A 24,085-nucleotide genomic window follows, 5' to 3' on the forward strand; every position below is an offset into this window, starting at 1 on the left:
CTGTTCGCTACCTGCGTCTACTTCTGGTCGCAGCACCGATCAAGAGCCTTCTTAGCCTGATGTCAGAGATGACCCAGGTGCCGGCTTGACGTCGGGTTTGGATGTGTCCTATGGACGAGCTCGCGGGCTCGTGTGCAATTTGGGTCTTAGGACAGGACCATCGGCACCACGGTGCTGGCCTTGCCAGTCCTCAATTCTGGACGCGCTGCCGAAACTGGCGCGGTGTTTCGCCGGCGTCGTTGAGGAAATGCCTGTTGAAGTTGGACAGGTTGGAAAACCCCACTTCGTAGCAGATGTCGGAGATCGCTTTATCACTGCGTTCCAGCAGGCGCCGTGCGTGGGCCAGGCGCAGCTTGCGGACCAGGTCGCTGAAGTTCTGGCCGGTGGCGCGTTTGAAGTATTTTGAGAACGTGGGTTCCGGCATGCCCACCAGGGCCGCGGCCTCGGACAACGTGACACTGCCGGCGTGGTTGCTGAACACATACTCCAAAACGAGGTCGACGACGGCGGCGGCCTGGCCGTCCAGCTGCGGCCTGAACCATTCCTCGGCCAGGTAGCGCCGGTCCTCCAGCGGCGCCCTGGTGAGGATCGCGAATAGCGCGAACAGATGCTGGAGCCGGTCCAGCCCGGTGACGGCCCCCATCGCCTCGATGGCTACAGCCGCCTGCCGTGCCGATTCGCCGAGGAACTCGATTCCCCGCGCAGACTGCTCCAGCAGCGGCTTCACCTCGGCCAGCTCCGGAACCAGGGCGGCCGCCTGCTCAACCCACTTACCGTCGAACTGGATGACGGCGTCCCGGTTCTCGAGCACTTCGCCGGGCTCAAGGTCGCTGACCCAGTCGTGCGGCAGCCCTGATCCCACGAGGGATACGTGGCCAGCCTCGAAGGTGCCGATGTGGTCACCCACGATGAACTTTCCGGTGCCCTTCCGGATGAGGTGGATCTCGTACTCGGGGTGGTAGTTCCAACGCGCCACCGGGCTGGGATAGCTGTGCTGGTGCCATCGGACCGAGTGGTTGGGGTCAGGCGGAATAACTTCCCGGTTGGCCCTCATCCCCAACAGCCGTTCCGCCAGCCGGGCGGTCGCTTCACCCGCGGTGTCCGTGGGGACCATCCGGTACTCCATCCGTTGGTTTCTATGAAATGTGGACGACGGTTGAGGCGTCCTACCCCAGAGTAGCGCGTGCCGCTGGATGACCGCCGGAAAATAAGTATCAGAAATTGGCAACCACGGCGCTAGTTGTGATGTATCCCGCACACCTAATCTTGAGGAACATCAGCGCGGCACATCGGATTCGATGAGAGACCACGCCCCCGCCGGAGCACGTGGACGCAGCAGTCGACGTGGCCCGGTCCTGCATCTTCCTGAAGAACAAAGGAGTCCTTAATGCGCCTGAAAACGCGCGCTGCCGTCCTGTCCGCCGGAGCCCTCTGCATAGTCTTGAGTGCCTCGGCCTGTGCAGGTGCCGGCGGTGGCAATTCCGCCGGAGACCGGAACAGCATCAGTGTCCTGATGGTGAACAATCCCCAGATGGAGGATCTGCAGCGGCTTACGGCAGAGAACTTCACCAGGGAAACCGGGATCAGGGTCAATTACACGATCCTGCCCGAGAACGATGTGCGGGCCAAGATCAGCCAGGAGTTCTCTAGCCAGGCCGGCCAGTACGACGTCGCTTCACTGTCCAACTACGAGATCCCGTTCTATTCCGCCAACGGCTGGCTGGCCCCGCTGGATGATGTTGCCCAGGACCCTGAGTTTGACCAAAACGACATCTTGCCCGCCTACACGGCATCCCTCACCGGTGAGGACGGCAAGCTCTACGGCGAGCCGTTCTACGGGGAGTCTTCGTTCCTGATGTACCGCAAGGACATCCTGGAGGCCGAGGGTCTGACCCTGTCGGCGAAGCCGACCTGGGACGAAGTTGCAGACATCGCCGCAAAGGTTGATGGGGCGGAACCGGGCATGAAGGGCATCTGCCTGCGCGGCCAGCCCGGCTGGGGCCAGGTCTTCGCACCGCTCACAACCGTCGTGAACACCTTCGGTGGGACCTGGTTCGACAAAGACTGGAACGCCCAGGTCAACAGCCCCGAATTCACCGAAGCCGTGGAGTTTTACACCAAACTGGTCCGCGAACACGGCGAAGCAGGAGCCGCGCAAGCCGGGTTCACCGAGTGCCTGAACAACATGAGCCAGGGCAACGTGGCCATGTGGTACGACGCGACCTCCGCCGCCGGCGCCTTGGAAGCCGAAGATTCCCCGGTGAAGGGCAAGATCGGCTACGCCCAGGCACCGGTGAAGGAAACCGCCTCTTCCGGCTGGCTGTGGACCTGGTCCTGGGCCATGCAGGCCGCGTCCAAGAAACAGGACGCTGCCGAAAAGTTCATCGCCTGGGCCAGCTCCAAGGACTACGAGGAACTCGTCGCCTCCGAGCTTGGCTGGGCCAAGGTCCCCTCCGGCAAGCGAATCTCCACCTACGAAAACGCCGAGTTCCAGAAGGCCGCCCCGTTCTTTGAAGCTGAACGCTTCGCCATCGAGAACGCCGACCCGAAGAACCCCGGTGCGCAGGAACGCCCCGCCGTCGGCATTCAGTTTGTCGGCATCCCCGAATTCGCTGCCCTGGGCACCAACGTCTCCCAAGGCGTCAGCTCCGCCATCGCCGGCCAAGGCACTGTGGCTGACGCGCTGGCCAAGGGCCAGGAAGCCGCCCAAAAGGTCGGCAACAAGTACAAGCAGCCCTAACCGAAACGCAGGAGAACATCATGACTACCGCAACGGCGCGCATCTCCCGCACGGGACACAATGCAGCCAAACCTTCACGAGACGCCAAGTCGCGCGAACGAGCCCTGGCCTGGGCACGGCGTGCACCGCTGCTCCCGGCCCTGGTCTTCCTCATCCTGGTCACCCAGCTTCCGTTCGTGGTGACGCTGGTCATCTCGTTCACGAACTGGAACAGCCTCAGCCCGGACAAAACAGCCTTCGCCGGCCTGGAAAACTACGTCACCGTCCTTACCGACCCTGACCTGCGCCAGGCGATCTTCACCACCATCCTCCTCACCGTGTCCGTGGTGCTGATCAGCCTGCTCATCGGCCTGGGACTGGCCCTGCTGCTGGACAAGAAGTTCATCGGCCGAGGCCTGGCCCGGACCCTGCTGATCGCCCCGTTCCTGGTGGTTCCCGTGGCAGCGGCCCTGATCTGGAAGCACGCCCTGCTCAACCCCACATACGGGCTGATCAACGGCGTCCTTACCTGGGTATGGTCCCTCTTCGGCAGCGCCCCGGCGCCGCAACTGGACCTGCTCTCACAGGCACCCATGATGGCCGTGATCCTCTCCCTGGTGTGGCAGTGGACGCCGTTCATGATGCTCATCCTGCTGGCCGGCCTGCAGTCCCGCCCCATGGACACCGTCGAGGCCGCCCAGATGGACGGCGCCACCCCCTGGGGGATCTTCCGCCACCTCACGCTGCCCCACCTGCGCCAGTACCTGGAACTCGGCGGACTGCTGGGCGCCATCTACATCGTGCAGAACTTCGACGCCGTCTTCACCCTGACAGCAGGCGGACTGGGCACAGCTAACCTGCCCTACGCCATCTACCAGACGTTCTACTTCGCCAACGAATACGGCCTGGCATCCGCCGCCGGCGTCGTCGTAGTCATCGGCACCATCATCGTGGCGACCTTCGCCCTCCGCACCGTCTTTTCACTCTTCAAGAAGGAGGCAGCACGATGAGAACCCTCACCCCCGCTGCACCACAGAGCACACCTCCCGGCCCCACCGCGCTGAACGCCGGCCGCACTCCTCGTCGTCGCGGCAAAGCACGCATGGACCCCACCCGCAACAACACCGCCGCCGGCATCGCCGCCTGGCTGCTCGCCCTGCTCTTCGCCGTCCCGGTCCTGTGGATGCTCCTGACCTCGTTCCACTCCGAGACCGACGCGGCAACGAACCCTCCCTCGATCGCCGCGAACCTGACCCTGGACGCGTACCGGGAGTTCTTCGGCGAAACATCCGGCGTCAGCCCGTGGCCGTCCCTGATCAACTCCGCCACCGCCTCGATCCTGTCCACGGTCCTGGTGCTGCTCCTGGCCTTCCCCGCCGCCTATGCGCTGTCCATCCGGCCGGTGAAGAAGTGGACCGACGTGATGTTTTTCTTCCTCTCCACCAAGATGATGCCCGTCGTGGCAGCGATCCTGCCGCTGTACCTCTTCGCACGGACCGTCGGGGCTTTGGACAACATCTGGTTCCTGATCCTGATGTACACGTCCATGAACCTGCCCATCGCCGTCTGGATGATGCGCTCCTTCCTCGCCGAAGTGCCCGAGGAAATGCTCGAAGCAGCCCAGATCGACGGCGCCAACCTGCTGCTCATCCTGCGCAAGATCATCGCCCCCGTGGCGATGCCCGGCATCGCCGCGACCGCCCTGATCTGCTTCATCTTCAGCTGGAACGAACTGCTTTTGGCCCGCGTCCTCACCGGCGTCGTGGCAGGCACCGCCCCTGTGTTCCTCACCGGCTTCGTCTCCGGCCAGGGCCTCTTCCTCGCCCAGGTCTGCGCGGCCGCCGTCGTGATCTCCCTGCCGGTGCTGTTCGCTGGCTTCGCCGCCCAGGACAAGCTGGTCCAGGGTCTGTCCCTCGGCGCCGTGAAATAACCCTCCGGTCCCCATCACACTCGTTCAAGGAACAACTTCGATGACAACAACAACCGCACAATCACCTGCCACCGGTTCCGGACTGCCCGCCACCATGCGCGCCAATATCCTCAAGAGCCAAGGCGACATGGCCATGGAAACCCTGCCCCTCCCGCAGCTCGACGCCGACCAGGTCCTGGTGCAGGTTGCCGCCGTCGGTGTCTGCGGCAGCGACGTCCACTACTACGAGCACGGCCGGATCGGCCCCTACGTGGTGGACCACCCGCTGATCCTGGGCCACGAACTCTCCGGCCGGATCGCCGCCGTCGGCAGCGCCGTGGACCCCGCCCGCACCGGCAAGCGCGTCGCCGTCGAACCCCAGCGCCCCTGCCGGAAGTGCAAGCAGTGCAAGGCCGGCCGCTACAACCTCTGCCCGGACATCGAGTTCTACGCCACCCCGCCGATCGACGGCGCCTTCGCCGAATACGTCACCATCCAGTCCGACTTCGCCTACGACATACCGGACAGCGTCAGCGACGAAGCCGCCGCCCTGATCGAACCGCTCTCCGTGGGCCTGTGGGCCTGCGAGCGGGCGGAGATCAGGCCCGGCGGCAGGGTCCTGATTGCCGGCGCCGGGCCCATCGGCATCATCGCCGCCCAGGCCGCACGGGCCTTCGGCGCCACCGAAATCTACATCAGTGACATCGCCGAAGACCGCCTCGCCTTCGCCCTGGAACACGGCGCCACCCACGCACTCAACGCCAGGACCGACACGGTGGAAGGGCTCGACGTCGACGCGTTCATCGACGCATCCGGCGCACCGCAGGCAGTCCGCTCCGGCATCAAGGCCGTAGCCCCTGCCGGGAGGGTTATCCTCGTCGGTCTGGGCGCGGACGACGTCGAACTTCCCGTCTCGTTCATCCAGAACCGGGAGATCTGGCTCTCCGGGGTCTTCCGCTACACCAACACCTGGCCGCTGGCCATCCAGCTGATCGCCGACGGGAAGGTGGACCTCGACATCCTTGTCACCGGCAAGTTCAGACTGTCCGAGTCGGAGGAGGCACTGAAGGCAGGCAAGCAGCCCGGCCAGCTCAAAGCCGTCGTCTACCCGGGCCGCTGAACCGGCAGCCCGCAAGCAGTACCCAGCCACATCAAGCACCGACCTGCGAGGAAGCAGCCATGTCATCACAAGGGACCGGCACCGGACCGAATCTCTCCGACAGCAAAGCCCTGGTCACTGTCATCGGGGAAGCACTCGTCGACATCATCGAAGACCCCCGCCAAGGGAGCACAGGACGAAAGACGCACCCGGGCGGCAGCCCGCTGAATGTGGCCGTCGGCTGCGCCCGGCTGGGCCTGCACACCAAACTCGTCACCCACTTCGCCGAGGACCCGTACGGCCAGTTGATCGCCCGGCACCTCGAGAACAACGCTGTCGAGACCATCGTCGGGGGATCCCAACCCACCTCAACAGCTGTGGCGACTTTAGATGACACTGGAGCCGCCCGGTACACCTTCGCCATCAGCTGGGACATCAACGGGGCCTCCATCCCGGCCCTGGCAGCGGCGGAAAGCTCCCTGCACGTCCACACCGGATCCATCGCCACGGTTCTGCATCCGGGCAGCAAATCGGTGATGGGCCTGCTCGACGGTGCCCGCCATCACGCCACCATCAGCTTCGACCCCAACTGCAGGCCGGCAATCAGCCCGGACAAAGCAGCCGCCAGGGAGCAGGCAGAGGACTTTGTTGCCGCCAGCGACATCGTCAAGGCCAGCGACGAGGACCTGCTCTGGCTTTACCCCGACAGGACCCTGGAGGAATCAATGAACGCATGGCTGGCTCTGGGCCCCGCCTTGGTGGCATTGACCCGCGGCGCCAACGGACCCGTCCTCCTCAGCCGGTCCGGAAGGGTGGACATCCCCGGCGAAACGGTCACCGTAGCGGACACCGTCGGAGCAGGAGACTCCTTCATGGCCGCACTGATCTCCGGGCTGGCGCAGCTGGACGCACTTGGCGCAGCTGGCCGGGAGCGACTCCACAGGATTAGCCAGGACGAGCTCCATGCCCTGGCCCGCCACGCGAACAAAGCAGCCGGCATCACCTGCTCCCGGGCGGGCGCCAACCCACCGGGACCGGCCGAGCTCGGCCCGCTGGCAATCCCATCGCCCTTCCTCGAAGCGTAGGCGCACCCATGCCATCCCTGAAAAACTACACCCTGCCCGATGTTCCCGGCCCGGTCAGCCAACCTGCATACAACAGGTCACAACTGACAGGGGGCATCGTCCACTTCGGAGTCGGCGGCTTTCACCGCGCGCATCAGGCCATGTACCTGGACCGGCTCATGAATGCCGGAAAAGCTCTGGACTGGGCCATCTGCGGAGTAGGGGTCCTGCCCGGCGACGCTCACATGAAGAAGGTCATGGACAGCCAGGACTGCCTTTACACCCTCACCGTGAAGCACGCCGACGGCATCAGACATGGCAGGATCATTGGCTCCATCATCAACTACCTCTTCGCCCCGGACGACCCGGAAGCAGTGATTGAGAAGATGGCCTCGCCCGCCATCCGCATCGTTTCGCTGACCGTGACCGAAGGCGGCTACAACTTCCACCACGTCACCGGAGAATTCGACGCGGACAACCCCGACGTGGTCCATGACCTTCAACCGGGAGCCACGCCCCGGACGACTTTCGGTCTCATCACAGCAGCCCTCGCCCGCCGAAGGCAGCGTGGACTTGCCCCCTTCACCGTGATGTCCTGCGACAACATCCAGGGCAACGGCAACGTTGCCCGCGAGATGTTCACCGCCTTTGCTGCCCTCAAAGACCCGGAACTTGGCGCGTGGGTACGGCAAAATGTCCCATTCCCCAACAGCATGGTTGACCGCATCACCCCCGCCACCACCGGCGAGGACCGGCAAGCCGCATCACTCGAATATGGTGTCGAGGACGCCTGGCCGGTCGTCTGCGAACCGTTCGAACAATGGGTCCTCGAGGACCATTTCAGTCTCGGCCGGCCCCCGTTGGAGGATGCCGGTGTCCAACTCGTTGCCGACGTAGAACCCTACGAGCTCATGAAACTCCGCCTGCTCAACGCCAGCCACCAAGGCATGTGCTACTTCGGCCACCTCGCCGGCTACACCTACGCCCACGAAGCTGCCCAAGACCCGTTGTTTGCCCGCTTCCTGCTGGACTACATGTACAAGGAAGCAACCCCGACCCTGGAGCCCGTGCCGGGAATAGACCTCGACAGCTACAAGCAAACCCTTATTGACCGCTTCTCCAATGAGCACATTCGGGACACCCTCGCCCGTCTGTGCGCCGAAAGTTCCGACCGCATCCCCAAATGGCTGCTGCCTGTGATCAACACAAACCTGGAACGGGGCGGGGACATACACCGCTCGGCCGCGATAGTGGCCAGCTGGGCCCGATACGCCGAAGGTGTTGACGAGCAGGGAAACAGCATCGACGTCGTCGACCGGCTCAAAGAACCGCTGATGGCAGCGGCTGCCCGCCAGCGCAAGGAGCCCCTGGCGTTCATCTCCAACCGCCAAATCTTTGGAGACCTGATCGACAACCAGCTGTTCGTCCAGGCCTACACCGAAGCGCTGAACACACTCCACAAGGCCGGGGCCAGGGCCACCCTTGAATCTCTTACCTCTCAGCCCTAACCCGAAGACACCAGGCGTTCCTGCCGGTCGACGAGGAAGTGGGCAACAATGAGCCACACGAGAAGCAGTCGGTCCCATCTTGAGGCGCAGTATGCCACCCAAAATCGGTCGGGACTTCGCGTCGGCGACGACGTGGACGTCAAATACCCCGACGGGCACGTCGACAAAGCAAAAATCGACGCTAAGTCGCCCGACTCAAGAATGGTCTGGTTACTCTCGTATGCCGGGCAGGGCCGCAAAATGTACGGCGACTGGGAAGGCGTGTGCCTTAGTTCGGCGCCGCGAGACCATGATGGTGACGAGTGACAACCGGTATGTGGCCGGAGTGCCGACGCCGGTTGTTGCCGGCTCTCGTCTTCCTCAACGTGTTCCTGATTCCCCTGTGGCTGGCGTGGCAGGCAGATGCGCGGCCCGGAACTGTGTACTGGGATCTGCTCTGGGGGAACCTGCCACTCTTCTGCGGATTGTTCCTTTTCGTTCTGGTTCCCTCACCGATTTTGAAGCCTGCCTCTGCGCTGTCGGAAGACCAAATGCGCTGTTTGCGGTATGCCGTCCAGACAGGGACTCTTCCCCTTGCCAGTCTATTCAGTGACTGGACAACGGAACTGTTCGAGCGGCGGCGCGGCCTGGAAAGAGCACTCCACGCTGTTCCATCAATCATCCTGATCTCCGCTGGAAGCACTGTTTACGTGGCTGCGGCGCTACCCGGGAGCTACGGATACTTCCTGACGAACGCTGCAATGGCCGTATTCCTCGGCCTGGTCCTCACGGAACACACCAGAGCCCGCCTCAAAAGCATCCGTTCATTGGAGGAACAGCTCCAACTCCAGAACCTCTACCTGAGGACCTCCATCACCAAGCTTTAGCCGCCCCTTCCTCATGCAAACCCCAAACCCGAAGTTAGGAAAGCAGCCACACTGCTTTGAACGGGAGCTCTCACAGCCACTTCCGCTAGCGGACTTAAGCCGGCATGCGCGGGTATTCATGAGACGGGAGTACTGCCCGAAATGTTCACGCTTACGAGGAATCTGGTGCTTCCAGGAAGCACCTAAGCGCTGGCCCCTAAACATCGGGGAGGGGCCGCCACTGGGGGAGGTGCGCATGGCCTGCTCGGGCACGCTTCGCTGGCCCGGCTCCGTTGGCGAAAGTTTCCATTGGGCGAAAGTGGTGCTCCAAACGGTTGCCGAAGACGGCAAGACTGGTGTCCGGTGCACGCCGGCCGGGTGCCCGGACGCGGTGAGCCGCCAAGCCGACGAAGGGAACGCAAATGCCCGTTGAACAACTCCGCCTTGAGGACATTCGGATGCGTGATCCGTTCATCCTGGAGCCGTCTCCAGGTGAGTTCGTCCTTTTCGGGACGACCGACAAGAACGTCTGGGGAGGCCCCGCGACCGGTTTCGACTGCTACATCAGCGATGATCTCGAGCGCTGGAACGGCCCCATTGCCGCGTTCCGCCCTCCGCAAGGCTTCTGGGCGGACACCCAGTACTGGGCGCCGGAAGTCCACTCCCTTAACGGGCGGTTCTTCATGTTTGCCACATTTGCCACCGCCACCGGCGCACGCCCCCGCGGAGTCTCAGTCCTGGTCGCGGACCACCCCACAGGCCCTTACGAGCCGTGGAGCGATGGACCCGTGACGTCGGCGTCTGAGCCAAGCCTCGACGGAACACTCTTCATTGCTGAGGACTCTGCCCCCTGGTTGGTCTACAGCCGCGGCGCGGAGGGGACAGCTGACAAGCCAGGGATCTCTGACGGCGAGATGTACGCGCTCCGCCTGACACAGGACCTGAAAGCTGGCATCGGTGAGCCAATCCTGTTGTTCGCAGCTTCATCGGCAGCCTGGAGCAGGCCACTGCAGTTCCCGAAGGGGGTCGAACCACCAGCGGGCCTGAACCTTGCCAAGGACCCCTTGTTCACCGACGGTCCATTTCTCATCCGATCGCCCGAGGGCTCGCTGCTGATGCTGTGGTCGAGCCACGGCGAGGCCGGATACGCGATGGGCGTCGCCGAATCCGAAAGTGGATCCATTACGGGGCCCTGGCTTCAGCACGACCGGCCCCTGTGGACCAGCAACGGCGGCCACGGCATGATCCTCCGTACCGCCAAAGGACAGGACTACCTGGTCTTCCACTGGCCAAACAACACCCCTGACGAACGTGTCAAGCTCATCGAAGTGGAGATCAAGGGGCCGCGGGTCCGTATCCTGTGATGAATGCGTGTGAGTCTTGAACCAAGATCCAGGGTTCCCAAGACTGATTCCGTGGTCCCTGTTCCTAATCGCATGTCTGGTTCTGGCTTGTGCGCGCCCAGCCATCCAGCATGGGCCGTGTAACTCGCGCGTCAGCCCGGATCCACCAGCACCAGAAACGAAACCCGGAACCGCACCCACTTCCTACAACCCCTAAATTCTCGCAGCTACTTCTACTGCCGTTGTTTGAATACCGATAATGGATATTCGATCAAGTATCGGGTTATGCGAGAGCAAAAATGTCGCCGCCGCCGACATCATTGCAGCCTGCCAGGGCAACGCGTCAGGGGACCTGCCGGAAAACGTTGCCGACTGGGTAACCGCTCACGGGGCCGAGCTCACCGCCGAGGACGTGGAGCTGGCACTGGAGGCGGTAGGCCGGGTGGCAGGGGAGGAATCCGAGCTGGCCGAGCTGTGGGATGACGCCGACGAACCAAAATGGCGCGAATCCCTCGAAGACCTCTCCGAAAGGCTGCGCGCGGCCTTGCGGTAGGGGCGCAGCGCCGGCGCACCAGGTTACGTCTAAGCCGCCCTTTCATCGACGCTTTGGACCTCCGCACTATGGACTGCGCGCCTGACTTCGCCGGGCGGCCGGCGCCGGGCTTTGACCAGAACAATCAGCGTGGTCAGGACGGTGACCGTCCAGGCAATCGCGGCGAGGAACACCAGGCCGATTGCCACTAAGGGGTGCATGCCGAAAGTCTAGGACCGTGCCGCCAAGATTCCCGGACGCAACTCCGCAGCATCAGAGCGGAATTTACACAAGCAGGGGTCGGTAGCCGGCTGACACGCGTGAGGGCACGAAAAAGGTGCGCCCAGTTCGCTGAGCGCACCTTTTCGACTCCCCTCACAGCCAAATCCCCATTCGACTGAACCCATAATAAGCATGCTTAGGAGTGTGTTCGCAAGCCTATGTGTACTTGGCGAAAGCGAACCGAGCCAAGGGACCTGGACGACCGGCCCGTGGTTGAGACTCAGACGCGGGAGCGGCGGGGGATGCCCCTGGCCCAGAGTGGGATCATGAGTCCTGCTGCAGCTGCCCGCCGGCATAGATCCAGGGCGGCTCCATGACGCTTCAGGGTGGGAATGGCAAAGGCCACCACGGCGGGGACCCCAGTTCTGAAGCTACCTGAGTTGTAAAAGAAGGTGTTCCCCAGGGCGGGCCCATGCCGTTAGGGTGATCACGGGCGGTGCCCATGAAGGATCGCCCGGTTGGGTAATCAGGTGCCAGTAACGGAGCTGATTCTAGCGATTCGATTCTCGGGAGGAAGCATGACCAGTCCAGAGCAGGATCCAAACCAGCAGGAAGGGCCCGCGGACGGTGGCGCGGCCGGCGTCCCCGGCATGCATGATGGGGGTGCCGACGGAGGAGCTGACAGCGGTGCCGACGGGGGTGCCGACGGGGGAGCTGACAGCGGAGCCGACGGCGGGGCTGACAGCGGTGCCGACGGCGGGGCTGACAGCGGTGCCGACGGCGGGGCTGACAGCGGTGCCGATGGTGGAGCTGACAGCGGTGCCGACGGCGGAGCCGATGGGGGAGCCGCAGAACGGGGCATCTGAATCTTGAGCACCACCCGTACGGACTTTCAGGACCCCGACGCCTTGGAAAGCGGCGGGGTCCTGGAGACACGCCTGATTGAGATTGGCCGTAGAAGGTTCGCCGACGACGTTTGGGGGCGCACAGCCCTGCTCACCCGTGGCGCAAGCGACTTCGCCGATCTGTTCTCTGCCGCGGCCGTCGACGAACTGGTCTCGCGCCGTGGACTGCGCACACCCTTTCTCCGCGTCGCCAAGGGCGGCACGACATTTCCCGACTCATCATTCACCGCACCCGCCGGCGTCGGCGCCACTATCTCTGACCAGCTGGACGACACAGCGCTGTGGCGCAAATTCGCGGACGGTGCCACGCTCGTGCTGCAGGCACTGCACCGCACATGGGAACCTGTATCGGACTTCAGCAGCAGGCTGAGCACCGAGCTCGGACATCCGGTGCAGGCCAATGCCTACATCACGCCGCCTCAAAACCGGGGTTTCGACGATCACTATGACGTGCACGACGTCTTCGTTCTGCAGATCGAAGGTACAAAGCGCTGGATCATTCACGAGCCGGTTTACACGGACCCGCTGCGTGACCAACCCTGGACTGATCGCCGGTCCACCGTGGCCGAGGCAGCGAAAGGGGAGGCCTATATCGATACGGTGCTGGAGCCCGGGGATGTCCTCTACCTGCCGCGTGGCTGGTTGCATGCTGCCCAGGCGCAGGGCGAGGTCTCCATCCACCTCACGCTTGGAATCCACAGCTGGACCCGCTACGCATTGGCCGAACAGCTCGCACAGGCCGCGCTCGCAGCGTTGTGCAACGATCCCGAGATGCGCCGTACATTGCCCTTGGGCGTGAACGGGCCAAACAGGGAGATCGACGTCGTCCGTGGGCGACTGGCGGCTGCCCTCGCTGAGGCTGATACCACTGCATTGTTCCACCGCACCCGGCGAGGACAGGGACGCCCCGCGCCGCTGGGACCGCTGGCCCAGCTCGCGGCCGTCGAAGGCTTAAGCCCCAAGTCTGCGGTGCGGCTTCGCGATGCACTGGAAGCACGGCTGGAGGGATTGCGCCTGACCACGCGCGTGGGTTGGCTCGACTTCCCGGAAGCCGATTTGCCGTCTGTGATGTGCGCGCTGGACGGCGAGGTCCACAGCGCGGGTGATCTCGGCGTCGGACTTGTTGAAAGGCTGTTGCGCGCGGGGGTCCTCGTTCCCGTTGAACAGTGACCCAGACAGTGAGTTCGCCGCAGTGGCGGCCACGGAGCGCTTCTTCTGCTCTGAAAGCGCCCGGTTGCGCAGCGATCCGATTGCAGGCACAGCGTCGCATGGCGTCGTCTGGGTCCTCATCGAGTACCGTGGCGGGTGGCCTCTGAATGGCTTCGAAGGGCTTGATCTCGAGCCTGAGACCAAAGCTATTGTGCTCTCCGCCGCGAAAGCGGCGCGGGCGCGGGTGCTGCTGGTGAGACGCCCCGGCCCCCGCCGCCGTGAGGGGCAGAGCCATTGGGCAGTACTGCACCATCAGGAATCGGGCGAGTATCGTCAGCGATGGGGAACGTGGGACAAGGATGAGGATCTCGCGGAGATTGCCACAGCCCTCAGCCTCCCCGGAACGCTCGGCCATCCGCCCGTCATCCTGGTCTGCACCCACAGTCAACATGACCAATGCTGTGCCGTATGGGGACGGCCCGTGGGACGTGCGCTGAGTGAGCGGTGGCCGGAGCTGGTGTGGGAATGCTCGCATGTAGGCGGTGACAGGTTCGCAGGCAATGTCGTTTTCGTGCCCGACGGTGTGTACTACGGGAATCTGGACGCTGAGTCGTCCGTCGCCACGATCGAAGAACACCTCGCCGGCCGTATCCACGCCGAATATTTGCGCGGTTATACTGATCTCTTCCCAGCACAGCAGGCCGCTGTCGCGGCCACGCTCGGACGTTTCGGCCCGGCCGGCCGGAATGACTACAGGGTTGTCGAGACCTCCCGCGACGGCGATCACTGGCGGATCCGCATCACCGGCCGACCGCCGCACCCGGCGCGTGTCGACGTCGAACTGCAGGCCCAGCCCGCCCCGCCGCGCCAACTGACCTGCCGCGGGCCGGCGATGAGCTCGGCCACGGTCTACGAGCTCATTTCGATCCGCGCAGTCTAAAGGCCGGGTTTGCCGAAGGCGGTTTCGTTGCTGGGGAAGTCGACGATGGCTGCGCTCGTCGCGGCGACCCAGGCCTCGCTCGTGGTGCGCTGCGAAGCCACAACGGCTGGTAGCGCCGAGCGAAAAGCGCGTTCGGCACAACGATGAACTGCCGCGCCCCCTGAAGTGAGGGCACGGCAGTCGACCATGCTCAGACTTCGGTGAGCTCCTCAACGGGGGCGCTCTTGACGGGTTCTTTGGACCGGATCATTCCGACGGCGGCGGCGCTGATGAGTACGACGACACCGACGGCGAGGTAGAGCTGTACGGCGGACCAGGATGCATCGAGGAGGGCGCCGGTGATCAGCGGGGCAATGATGGCTCCGATTCGTCCGATGCCGATACCCCATCCGACGCCCGTGCTGCGGACCGATGCGGGGTAGAGGGCAGGAGCAAGCGTGTAGAGCCCGGCGATGCAGCCGTTGATCAGCATCCCGACGAGGACCCCTGCACCCAGGGCGAGCAGGATCACTGACGCGGAAGAGATGAAGACGACGATCATGACGGCGGAGAGCACCGTGAAGGCCACGAGGACCATCTTGCTGTTCCACTTGGTGGCGAGGACGCCGTAGAGGACCGAGCCAAAGATGCCGCCCAGGGTCAGCATCAGGCCTCCGGTAATGCCTTGGCTTTCCGTCATGCCTGCGGTGACCAGGAGACGCGGGGTCCAGCTGTTGACGAAGTAGAAACCAAACATGGTGGTGAAAAACGCTACCCAGAGAAGAAGGGTGGAACGCCGGTTGGCGGGGGTCAGCAGGTCGGAAATGGGGTTGGTTTTTGCCTTGACGACGGTTTGGGCGTTTTGGAGGGCGTCGACTTCGGGATGACCGGTCTTGCGTGCGATCCGGTTGAGGCGGTCCAGGACGTTGCGGGGCCGCTTCGTTACGAGGAAGTCAACGGATTCGGGCAGGAGGAACAGCAGGACGGCCAGGATACTGAGCGTGCAGATGCCGCCGAAAACAAAGACGGAGCGCCAGCCGTATTGGCTTTGGAGGGAAACTGCTGCGGCGCCTCCAAGCGTCGCTCCGATGCCGTATCCGGCCGTGTAGATGCTGATGGTCAATCCCCGGCGTTTTTTGGAGGAGTATTCGCTGGCAATGACGTTGGTGCAGGCAAGGATGCAACCAACACCCAGTCCTGTCAGGAAACGCCAGATGCCCAGCTGTGCCATGTTGTTCGCCGTTGCTGCCAGCAGCATGCCGGCACCTGCCGCGCCCACTGAGGCGATGATCATCGGGCGCCGTCCGACGATGTCAGCCAGTGGTGCGAGGCAAAGGGAACCAATGGCCATACCCACGAGCCCCGCGCTGAGCAGGACGCCTAGTTCGGAGCCGGTAAGACCAAACTCTTTGGTGACGCCGTTCGCGGTGAAGGCCATTGCGAGTACGTCAAAGCCATCGAGAGCATTGAGCAGGACACACAGGCCGATGATGGCCCACTGGTATGGCGACATTTTTGAGTTGTTGATGCGTTCACGCAGATCCATGGCGTCTTCCTTGAAACCTAGGAGGCTCCCTCGGGAGCTTTAGCTGTTGTGGCTGCACGAGGTGCGCAGCCCTGATGGGGAGATCAGAGTGTGTCTAGGACACGTCGATGGTGACAACGGCAGGGGTGGCAGAAGAATTGGCGTCTGTACGGGAACCTGTGGGGGAGCTGACGGCCCGTGAAACGCAGCAGCACATCTTTTCTGCAGCGTGTTGCTGCCGTTCGCTGTAGAAAACGTCGCGGTGGTCGACGGCGGCGCCGTCCAAGTTCAGGATGCGCACCTCGCACAGGCCGCACTCGCCCTTGCGGCAGTCGAACATCATGTCCACGCCGGCGTCCTCGAGTGCTTCGAGCATGGAGCGGCCCTGCCCGACTTTTGCTTCGATGCCAAGCCGTGGAATGCGGACGAGGAACTCCTCCGGGTCGTACCAGCCGGAGTTTCCGAACGTCTCGTAGCGCAAGTCGGGCAGCACCAGTTCGCGCTCGGTCCAGCTGCGGCGGACTGCATCCATCAGCCGGATAGGTCCGCACATGTAGAGTTCGGTGCCCGGGTCGATTCCCCCCACCAAGGCGTTCACGTCCAAGCTGCTTCCCTCGTCGTCGACGTGGACCTGCAGCCGGGCCCCGTGGATCTTCTGCAGGTCCTGCAGATAGGCCATAGCAGCGCGGGTCCGCCCCGCGTAGACCAGGGTGTAGTCGGCCTTGACGTTGCGAAGTACCGCCGCCATGTTCATGATCGCGGTGATGCCGATGCCGCCGGCCAACAGAACGTACCGCTCTGCCCCGACCCGCAGCGGGAAGTTTTGCAGGGGCTGCGTGATGCGGAGTGTGTCACCCGGCTTGAGCGTGTGCATGTAGACAGATCCGCCCCGCGAAACGGGTGCCTTGAAGACGCTGATGACCAAGGTCTTCCCGAGGTCCTTGGATTCCACTATTGAGTAGGAGCGTTTCTCCTGCCCGCCGTCGATAGTGGCCAGGAGGTCGATGTGGGATCCGGGCTCTGCATGCTTCGGTGCTGACGGTTCCAGTTCAATGCGCCGGATGCCCACGGCCACGTCCGAGATGGCCACCACCGTTGCGGACTGCCAGACTTCGTTGTTGGTTGCTGCCATAGTCTTTTTCCTTGAGTCCTTGGCTGTTCAGAGGGCCGCTGCCAGGCGGCCCTCTGCCTGGAGCATGCGCTCGATCAGCCGACGGACCCACATGCCGCCGGCGTCGATGTTCAGGTTGTAAAACTCGTAATCGGGATTGGCGTCGATGGCTTCCTGCTGGGCCTTCAACATCGCCTCGTCCTCCCCGAACACGCCGTGCACGCCGTTGCGAAGTTGGGTGGTGATGAGCTGGCTGTCCAGCCGATAGTTGCGCATGAAGGCCCAGAAGTAGTGGCAGGTCTTGGCAGTTTCCGGGCTGATCGTGTTCATGACGTAGCCGTTGACACCTTGGCTGCGGTCGCCGTCGGGCGCGCCGGTGCCGGCTTTGGCGACGCCGACGTCAATGCGGATAGTAGAGGGCGCCTCGAAGCGGATAATCTGCCAGCGGTCCACTTTGCCTTCGAACCCGGGGAACTTGTCCCGCATGTTCTTGAGCCAGAACGGAGGGGCGTCGATGTTGAGCATCCACCGGGACACGGTGACTGTTCGGTCATCGTGCGTGACCACGAAGTCGGATTCACTGAGCTCGTCTTGGCCGATGCTGGAGGCGTGAACGAATTCTTCATGCGTAAGGTCCATCAGGTTGTCCAGGACCAACTGGTAATTGCAGGGAGCGAAAATGGTCTCCCCGTCGCCGGCCCATTCCTGGCTGTCCATCTGATGCATGTCGGGGACAAGATCGGGGTCGGCCTGGGTCGGGTCCCCCAGCCACACCCACACAAACCGATGGCGTTCCACGACGGGGAAGGAGGGGACAGTGGCTGAGGGATTGATGGTCTCCTGCGCCGGCATGGACGCGCAGCGGCCGGCAGAGTTGTAGACGATGCCGTGGTACGGACACTGGATGCCGTCCTTGCCAACTGTTTTCCCCATGGACAATGGCGCCAGACGGTGCCAGCACGCGTCCGCGAGAGCAACGGCCTTGCCGTCCTCTGTGCGGTAAAGCGCGAGCGGCCGGTCAGCAATCGTGCGGGCCATGGGTTTGCGGGTGACCTCGTGGTCCCAAGCAGCGACGTACCACGCATTCAGCGGGTGGCCGAGGACTTTAGCGGTGGTGGAACTATTGGACTGGAGCACAGTCATCTTTGACCTCTTTCCGGTGCCGGCGGACGTGTCTTACGCATGCCAGGCGAACGAAGATTCTTTGGGGAACGCCGCAACTATCTATGTCCATAGTTGGTGGCTTGGGTCACAGACTATCTATCGATATAGTTATTAGCAAGACCTTGAAGGGAACCTACTGTGAGTTTGCGTTACGCGCTTTTGGCTTTGCTTTCCGTCGAGCCAATGACCGGTTACGACCTGGCAAAACGATTCGAGTCTTCGGTTGCCTTCGTCTGGCATGCGCCTGATTCGCAGATCTATCCTGAGCTGCGGAAGATGGCCAAGGAAGGTCTGCTGCAAGCGGAGGAGGTGTCGTGGGGCCCCCGGGGAAAGAAGACGCAGTACCGCATCACTGAAGAAGGGCGGGCCGCGTTCCGGGCATGGATGCGTGAGCCGGTGGAGTATTCCCGTGAGCGCGACCCCGTGCACCTTAAGGCTGCCTACCTGGAGTGGGCTGAACCCAAGGCGGCACGGGAGCATATGCAGGCCCACATTGACTATCACACGATGCGCCGCGATCAATGGGCGGAGATGATCGACCAGTTGCGGGCAGGAACAAACGAGATGTTGAGCAAACGCTTGGCTGCCACTGCTGAGGCTGACCGCCAGCGGACTGTTGAATACAAGGTCTTCACGTATGAAGGCCTGATTGCCCGGGCGGAGACGGAGATCGAGTGGGGCAAACGGGGACTCAAACTCATCGATGCACTCTCGGGACCCGTAGGGGAGGATAGCTGACTAGACTTCGCTGACAACGCTTTCCTTCCCGGTCCACTCTGTGACGCCAGGGATACTTCGAGGGTCCGGCGCCCTTGGACATGGTGTTCAGCGCCTCCGGAACCGGTGCAGCGGAAGGGTCAGGCCAGCCAGCGCCACCAACGTGACTGGACCGGTTCCGGCGTCGGTTCCGGCTCCGGCTCCGGTTCCTCGCCCAAGGCCAGCGCGGCCTGGACGATGTCGTCCGCGGTAAGCGTCATGACGGCTTCACGATCGAGCGCGTCGAGACTTTGTTCCTCATCGAGCGACAGCCGCAGTGCCTGGCGGTTGAGCGCCTGCTCGAACAGTGTGCGGGCGAACCGTGCGTTGCCGGAGTCTTCGCCCGCGTGGAGCCCGGTGAGGATGCGGCGCAGCATTTGGTCGGCACCCGGCTCCAGCATGTACTCGTGCTGGGCCAGCATCTGGTGGAAGATCGTCTGAAGTGCGTCGACGGAGTAGTCGGGGAACGTGATCTCGCGGGCGAACCGGGAGCGGAGCCCGGGGTTCGAGAGCAGGAAGGACTCCATCAGCCGCGGGTACCCGGCCACGATCACGACCAGGCGGTGGCGGTGGTCCTCCATCCGCTTCAGCAGGACCTCGATCGCCTCCGGGCCGAAGTCCATCCGGCCGTCCTCCGGTGCCAGCGCGTAGGCCTCGTCGATGAACAGGACGCCGTCCAGGGCACGCCGGATCACCCGGTCCGTCTTGATGGCGGTCGCGCCGACGTACTGCCCCACCAGCCCGGAACGGTCGACTTCGACCAGGTGGCCTTTCTGCAGCAGTCCGACCGCGCGGTACATCTCGGCCAGGAGCCGCGCCACCGTGGTTTTGCCCGTGCCCGGGTTTCCGAGGAACACCAGATGCTGTGATGTGGCCACCTCCGGCAGGCCGTGCGCCTTACGGCGGGCCTGGACCTGGAGCAGTGCCACGAGGGCCCGCACCTGTTCCTTCACGGTTTCCAGTCCGACCAGCGCGTCGAGCTCGGCCTGCACTTCGGACAGCGGCCGGGCCGGCCCGGGCCTCGCGCCGATGAGATCGCCGACCAGGTCGTCGACGCGCTCCGAACTGGGCAGCTTGAGCTGATCGGCCAGATGGCCGATGGTTTCGCGCAGGTCGTCAAGAGGATGGCGGCTGGGAGCCATGCATCAACTGTAGTACTAGATTCCCGACCCACGTGGGGTTGGCCTCACCAGTAGCCTGGGAGTCATGGTTCAGCCTTGGCCTCCTCCTCGTGCGTGAGCCGCCGCTCATCGGCCTGCAGGATGCCGTCGCGGACGGCGGCGCGGATGACGCCGTAGAGGACGTAGAAGAAGACCCCCGAGATGACCACGGTCAGGACAAAGCTGTCGAGGGCTCTCACCCTTGTTCGCCCTCCGCCGGCCAGTATTTTTGGGCGCCTGATGCGGCCGCCCGGAGCTGGCCGCCGTCGATCGTGATCGAAGTTTCATCAACTCCTAGCTCTGCCCATTGGGCCACCAGCCGGAGGTCCCCGTCCGGCGGCAACGGCCAAAGCCACAGGGTGCCCTTGCCGGCCATCTCGTCGTCGCCTCCGTTGCCACCGTTGCCTCGCAGGATGAGGATCGGCGGGTCGGGCTGCTTCGCAGTTCCCGGAGGATAGCGGGAGTGCAGCATTGAATCGGCCCGGGCCTTGGTCCCGTCGGCCAATTGGACACCGAAGAGCAGGGCTGCGAAGGGACGTCGTTCTATGGCCTGCATGCTGTGAGGGTGACCGAAGAATGCCCCATTCAGCTGGGCCCAGGCTTCATCGTCTTCCTCAGCCCGTCGGAGCGTCCATGTCAGATCGAGGGAGCAGCCGGTCGAATAGACCTTTGCGAGCTCGACGGCGAGTACAAAGCTGCGGCTGCGATGCAGGAACTGCCCGATATGAACAACTGCCGGCAGCTCATGGGCTGGTGCACCAGCCCAAGCCGGGGAAACGTACCTGACGGTCCTGCCGCGGCGTGGTTCTTCGGGTATGGGCAGGTCATTGAAGACGGTCATGGACATCCTTGGTTCGCTGGCGGCGACCGACCAGCGGGACGACGGCGTGAGCCGCCTGGATCCCCCAATCCGTCCTTACCCGGCTCAGTCTAGCTCTGGCAAGCTTTTTCACCCTTCCCGGGTAGGCGCAGGCTGGTCACAGCCTTACTGATCGCCTCTTCACCTGGTGCTTCCGTAAGGCCATGATTAGCCTTATGGCCACGTTGTGCGGCCAGCCAAATCACAGCTGGGCAAGCCCCAGAAAAGACATCACCATGATCCGGAAACTGCTTTGCAGATGGGGAATCGGCCATCACTGGCTGGCCCGAATGAACGACGGCGAGTATCGCCGCCAATGCAGCTACTGCGGGAAGGAAGATTCCCACAGTGCCCGGTGGTCGGGGAGGCTCGCTAATGGGGACCACCCTGAACATCCACACACTCACGACTACTACTAGGCGCTATCTCGCTGAGCGTAGGCTCCGCAAGCCCCATGTGGGTCCATCATCCCAGGTACAGAGAGCTGCGATGCGAGGAGGATGCCATGATCCAGGCCCTGTTGTGCAAGCTGAACATTCGGCACGATTGGCACATTGAGCATGCCGAAGACGGGGGCGTATATAAACGCTGTCGCAGATGTGGCAAGGACGACGACAGCGGCGGGGGAGGAACAGGAGGCAACTACAGCGCGTGGATAGGTCCGACAGCGGGAGGGTAGCGCCACTCAGCCAACCTACAGAGTGCGCCTCCATGAGGCTTCCTGTCACGGAGCCCAACTACCTTGGCCCGTGGACGTCGGCGCCGGTCGCGTTCCATCACTAGCTGCTGGAGGTATGCAAACAGGGGGATCGGAACTGTTTACATCCGGCTGAGCCGGGGATCACAATGAGTCAGAATCAGGGCCTCCGTTCTGGGAGAGGGTGGCACCGGCTGCTCGCCGCGGCCTTCAAAATGGAGGAGATCCCATGACCATCTTAAGAATGACCACTGAAGCTGAAGCAACAGGCCTCACCGCTCAAATTTACGACGACGATCGCCGGTCACTCGGCTACGTGCCGAGCCACACAAAGGCCATGAGCTTGAACCCGGAGGCCTTTCTGGCATGGGAGTCGCTCACCAAGGCCATCAGCAGCTCCTTAGGGCTACGTAGGTACGAACTGGTGACCTTGGCCGCAGCTCAAGCCATCGGCTCATCACACTGCAGGTTGGCCCACGGGAAAAAGACGCTCAGCATCATGAGTGAAGAGGAACTGCTTGCCATCGCAAGAGACTTTCACGATGCCGGTCTGTCCGAGGCGGAAGTAGCAATGATGGACTATGCAGTTGAACTCTGCACGGACGCGGCCGCCATGACGGACGCGGACACGCAGCGGCTCCGGGACTTGGGCTACAGCGACCGTGAAATTGTGGACATCACCATGGCGGCCGCTGCACGAAACTTCATCAGCCGGTCGGTCCTGGCTATGGCAGTTGACCTCGACGTTCCAAGGGAGATGAGCGAAGAGCTGAAGAGTGCGCTACTGACCCCCCTGTTCCCGCTGAAAGTGCCTGGACTCGGCAGCATCACGTAGAAGGATCTAGGCACGCATGTTGCCGAACTGACGCCTCAATCAATACGGCGGAGGGCAGTCATGAAGACTCCGGCTCTCGAACAACAAACGATTAGCCGCCTCGTCCAAAAGGCGACGAAGGCAGCGCATGAAGTCGACGTATCTGGCTGGACAATCACGACAATCAGCACGGGAGGGGGAGAAGCGGCCGGCATCTACAGGCTCAGTGGGCATGGTTCAAATTGAACTTAGCCCTTGTTTACAGATGTCGCACGCGGGGAACTCAAAGGGGCGCTGAGGTCGGCAGTGCCGTACGCGGTCTTGGTGGCATAGTTGTAAATCACCACGCTCAAGACCGGCTCCGGCATGGTGTCCCACGCCTGGGGGTCCATCACAAAGCGCTGGGTGGCGCCAGCTCGGAACGGGCCGACCTCCAGCATTTTGGTCGATGACAACACAGACACCCCGCCGGCACCGGGAGTCAGAGTACCGGGACTTAGCATGACGCGGAGATCATCGCCGGGGCCCGTCGCCATATTCTCGAGCTGCAGGATTGCGCCGGACTCGTTTACCTCGATGGTGGCTGTACCAGTGGTAGCGACAGCCTGGGACTGAAATGTCCCCACCAACGTCTTGGACCTAGCTGAGGGAGTGCTAGGAGTCGCGGGGGACTCGGCTTGCCGGACTTCTTGCTCTTGCCCGGGGTCGGCATACGTACAGCCAGTGAGTCCCGCGGCAAGAATTCCAGCCAGCACCGCAACTGCGATCCGTTTCATCATCCCCCCTGATTCTTGTCCTAGGCACCCTACCTGACTCGCTGGAACGGCAGTGCCTTCATTCACCGAAATGGCTGGATGGCTCCTGGCCGGCCAGTACTCCTATGCACAAGTTCCCTTTCCTGGGCGTATCGAAGTGCACCGGCAGTCCTCAGACCTCGAAAAGAGCTTGCGCTAAGCGAGGCGATTCTCGAAACTCGAGACTAGGCGGCTTTGGGCGGATCCGATATTGGGGGCGAAGTAATCATTGGATATGAAACCGGAAGTTGGCGAACCCGCTGCGGGGCCGTGGCGAGCCGAAGCGCTGGAAGGCTTGGTGCGGCGGCTGCTGCCGGCGGCGGGACAACGCGCGGACCGCCCCTGGATTGTGGCGGTTGATGGAAGGAGCGGGGCAGGGAAGACCAGCTTGGTTGATCGTTTACTGGCTCAAGTGCCGGCCTCAGCCGTCGTTCACACGGACGATGTAGCGTGGCATCTCTCATTTTTTGACTGGGCCGATGAGCTCCGTACCGGTGTCCTCGAACCCCTGCATAGGGGCGAGGAAGTCCATTATCGTCCGCCGGGCTGGGTGGCCCGTGAGCGACCGGGTGCAATAGCTCTACCCGCCGGGCGTTCCGTGGTGTGGGTGGAGGGGAGCGGATCATCCCGCCAGGCGCTGACGGACCTCATTGACGCTTCGATCTGGGTGCAGTGTGACAACCTTGAAGCCCGACGCCGCCTCAGGGCTCGAGATGGGCAGGAAGAAGAAGAGCTGCACAGGGAGTGGGAAGAACAGGAAATTCCCTTCCTGCTTCAAGACCGGCCATGGGAGCGGGCGACAGTGATCGTGGCCGGAAGGCCGTTGATGGAGCACGATCCGAATACGCAGGTAGTAACCGCGCAGCCGGCACCAGCACGCGCGGAAGTCATCTAACGCACGAACTTACTAATTTCGCCTCCACTCCGACGTGACAACGGGAGAGGTTTAAAGACAACGCGGTTGGTGCACCACCTCCACTATCTGGGTGGT

24 protein-coding genes are annotated in these 24,085 nt (G+C 63.0%); 15 read left to right on the forward strand and 9 right to left on the reverse strand.

What is annotated here, in order from left to right:
• Positions 1-190: 190 nt before the first annotated feature.
• A complete protein-coding gene (locus DXK94_RS00110) occupies positions 191-1,126 on the reverse strand; it encodes an AraC family transcriptional regulator (RefSeq protein ID WP_258868375.1) in 936 nt (311 codons plus the stop codon).
• Between the two features lie 261 nt (positions 1,127-1,387).
• Between DXK94_RS00110 and DXK94_RS00115 the strand changes: the two genes are divergently transcribed.
• The 9 genes from DXK94_RS00115 to DXK94_RS00160 all read left to right on the forward strand — a co-directional run bounded on the left by DXK94_RS00115 (position 1,388) and on the right by DXK94_RS00160 (position 11,040).
• A complete protein-coding gene (locus DXK94_RS00115; RefSeq protein WP_115523306.1) occupies positions 1,388-2,740 on the forward strand; it encodes a sugar ABC transporter substrate-binding protein in 1,353 nt (450 codons plus the stop codon).
• 20 nt (positions 2,741-2,760) lie between these two features.
• On the forward strand, positions 2,761-3,729 hold the full coding sequence (locus DXK94_RS00120; RefSeq protein WP_115523307.1) for a carbohydrate ABC transporter permease: 969 nt from the start codon (positions 2,761-2,763) through the stop codon (positions 3,727-3,729).
• Entirely contained in the window at positions 3,726-4,649 is a 924-nt protein-coding gene (locus DXK94_RS00125) for a carbohydrate ABC transporter permease (protein ID WP_115523308.1), read from the forward strand. Before DXK94_RS00120 ends, DXK94_RS00125 begins: the two co-directional genes overlap by 4 nt.
• A gap of 40 nt (positions 4,650-4,689) precedes the next feature.
• Entirely contained in the window at positions 4,690-5,748 is a 1,059-nt protein-coding gene (locus DXK94_RS00130) for an NAD(P)-dependent alcohol dehydrogenase (protein ID WP_115523309.1), read from the forward strand.
• 59 nt (positions 5,749-5,807) lie between these two features.
• Complete coding sequence (locus DXK94_RS00135) at positions 5,808-6,812, forward strand: carbohydrate kinase (protein ID WP_115523310.1); 1,005 nt, start codon at positions 5,808-5,810, stop codon at positions 6,810-6,812.
• 8 nt (positions 6,813-6,820) lie between these two features.
• Positions 6,821-8,299: a mannitol dehydrogenase family protein gene (locus DXK94_RS00140; protein WP_115523311.1), complete on the forward strand. Its 1,479-nt coding sequence runs from the start codon at positions 6,821-6,823 to the stop codon at positions 8,297-8,299.
• Between the two features lie 689 nt (positions 8,300-8,988).
• Positions 8,989-9,165 (forward strand): hypothetical protein, encoded by a 177-nt coding sequence (locus tag DXK94_RS21310; RefSeq protein WP_181884693.1) that lies wholly within the window; start codon positions 8,989-8,991, stop codon positions 9,163-9,165.
• 401 nt (positions 9,166-9,566) lie between these two features.
• Positions 9,567-10,508 (forward strand): glycoside hydrolase family 43 protein, encoded by a 942-nt coding sequence (locus DXK94_RS00155; protein WP_258868376.1) that lies wholly within the window; start codon positions 9,567-9,569, stop codon positions 10,506-10,508.
• 238 nt (positions 10,509-10,746) lie between these two features.
• Positions 10,747-11,040 carry a DUF4259 domain-containing protein gene (locus DXK94_RS00160; RefSeq protein WP_115523314.1) on the forward strand — a complete coding sequence of 98 codons (294 nt, stop codon included), beginning with the start codon at positions 10,747-10,749 and terminating at the stop codon, positions 11,038-11,040.
• 29 nt (positions 11,041-11,069) lie between these two features.
• Here the strand turns inward: DXK94_RS00160 and DXK94_RS21315 are convergent, their stop codons facing one another.
• On the reverse strand, positions 11,070-11,240 hold the full coding sequence (locus DXK94_RS21315; protein WP_181884694.1) for a hypothetical protein: 171 nt from the start codon (positions 11,238-11,240) through the stop codon (positions 11,070-11,072).
• Between the two features lie 579 nt (positions 11,241-11,819).
• On the opposite strand from DXK94_RS21315, the gene DXK94_RS00165 reads away from it, so the two are divergent.
• From DXK94_RS00165 to DXK94_RS00175, 3 genes are read left to right on the forward strand one after another with little or no spacing between them, the layout of a single operon-like run.
• On the forward strand, positions 11,820-12,107 hold the full coding sequence (locus DXK94_RS00165; RefSeq protein WP_115523315.1) for a BatC protein: 288 nt from the start codon (positions 11,820-11,822) through the stop codon (positions 12,105-12,107).
• Positions 12,108-12,110: 3 nt separating this feature from the next.
• Complete coding sequence (locus tag DXK94_RS00170) at positions 12,111-13,316, forward strand: cupin domain-containing protein (protein ID WP_115523316.1); 1,206 nt, start codon at positions 12,111-12,113, stop codon at positions 13,314-13,316.
• A gap of 22 nt (positions 13,317-13,338) precedes the next feature.
• The gene (locus tag DXK94_RS00175) at positions 13,339-14,235 is read left to right on the forward strand and encodes a sucrase ferredoxin (protein ID WP_181884695.1); all 897 of its coding nucleotides are present in this window, start codon (positions 13,339-13,341) and stop codon (positions 14,233-14,235) included.
• A gap of 190 nt (positions 14,236-14,425) precedes the next feature.
• On the opposite strand, the gene DXK94_RS00180 is transcribed toward DXK94_RS00175, so the two are convergent.
• The 3 genes from DXK94_RS00180 to DXK94_RS00190 form a co-directional block, all read right to left on the reverse strand.
• Positions 14,426-15,760 carry an MFS transporter gene (locus DXK94_RS00180; RefSeq protein ID WP_115523317.1) on the reverse strand — a complete coding sequence of 445 codons (1,335 nt, stop codon included), beginning with the start codon at positions 15,758-15,760 and terminating at the stop codon, positions 14,426-14,428.
• Positions 15,761-15,854: 94 nt separating this feature from the next.
• Complete coding sequence (locus DXK94_RS00185; protein WP_115523318.1) at positions 15,855-16,871, reverse strand: PDR/VanB family oxidoreductase; 1,017 nt, start codon at positions 16,869-16,871, stop codon at positions 15,855-15,857.
• 27 nt (positions 16,872-16,898) lie between these two features.
• Entirely contained in the window at positions 16,899-17,993 is a 1,095-nt protein-coding gene (locus DXK94_RS00190; RefSeq protein ID WP_115523319.1) for an aromatic ring-hydroxylating dioxygenase subunit alpha, read from the reverse strand.
• Between the two features lie 159 nt (positions 17,994-18,152).
• Between DXK94_RS00190 and DXK94_RS00195 the strand changes: the two genes are divergently transcribed.
• On the forward strand, positions 18,153-18,752 hold the full coding sequence (locus DXK94_RS00195) for a PadR family transcriptional regulator (protein WP_115523320.1): 600 nt from the start codon (positions 18,153-18,155) through the stop codon (positions 18,750-18,752).
• Between the two features lie 119 nt (positions 18,753-18,871).
• On the opposite strand, the gene DXK94_RS00200 is transcribed toward DXK94_RS00195, so the two are convergent.
• The 3 genes from DXK94_RS00200 to DXK94_RS00205 form a co-directional block, all read right to left on the reverse strand.
• Positions 18,872-19,912: an AAA family ATPase gene (locus DXK94_RS00200; protein ID WP_115523321.1), complete on the reverse strand. Its 1,041-nt coding sequence runs from the start codon at positions 19,910-19,912 to the stop codon at positions 18,872-18,874.
• 62 nt (positions 19,913-19,974) lie between these two features.
• Complete coding sequence (locus tag DXK94_RS21320; protein WP_181884696.1) at positions 19,975-20,130, reverse strand: hypothetical protein; 156 nt, start codon at positions 20,128-20,130, stop codon at positions 19,975-19,977.
• Positions 20,127-20,771 (reverse strand): hypothetical protein, encoded by a 645-nt coding sequence (locus tag DXK94_RS00205; RefSeq protein WP_115523322.1) that lies wholly within the window; start codon positions 20,769-20,771, stop codon positions 20,127-20,129. Before DXK94_RS00205 ends, DXK94_RS21320 begins: the two co-directional genes overlap by 4 nt.
• A gap of 944 nt (positions 20,772-21,715) precedes the next feature.
• Between DXK94_RS00205 and DXK94_RS00210 the strand changes: the two genes are divergently transcribed.
• Positions 21,716-22,321, forward strand: coding sequence for a carboxymuconolactone decarboxylase family protein (locus tag DXK94_RS00210; RefSeq protein WP_115523323.1), 606 nt, complete (start codon positions 21,716-21,718; stop codon positions 22,319-22,321).
• 227 nt (positions 22,322-22,548) lie between these two features.
• Here the strand turns inward: DXK94_RS00210 and DXK94_RS00215 are convergent, their stop codons facing one another.
• On the reverse strand, positions 22,549-23,079 hold the full coding sequence (locus tag DXK94_RS00215; RefSeq protein ID WP_309544302.1) for a DM13 domain-containing protein: 531 nt from the start codon (positions 23,077-23,079) through the stop codon (positions 22,549-22,551).
• Positions 23,080-23,329: 250 nt separating this feature from the next.
• Here DXK94_RS00215 and DXK94_RS00220 point away from each other — a divergent pair, with 250 nt between their 5' ends.
• Positions 23,330-23,989, forward strand: a complete 660-nt coding sequence (locus tag DXK94_RS00220) for a hypothetical protein (protein ID WP_220272940.1) — start codon at positions 23,330-23,332, stop codon at positions 23,987-23,989.
• Positions 23,990-24,085 lie beyond the last annotated feature (96 nt).

Origin of the sequence: Arthrobacter sp. RT-1, from assembly GCF_003367205.1 — a bacterium.
GTDB lineage: Bacteria > Actinomycetota > Actinomycetes > Actinomycetales > Micrococcaceae > Arthrobacter.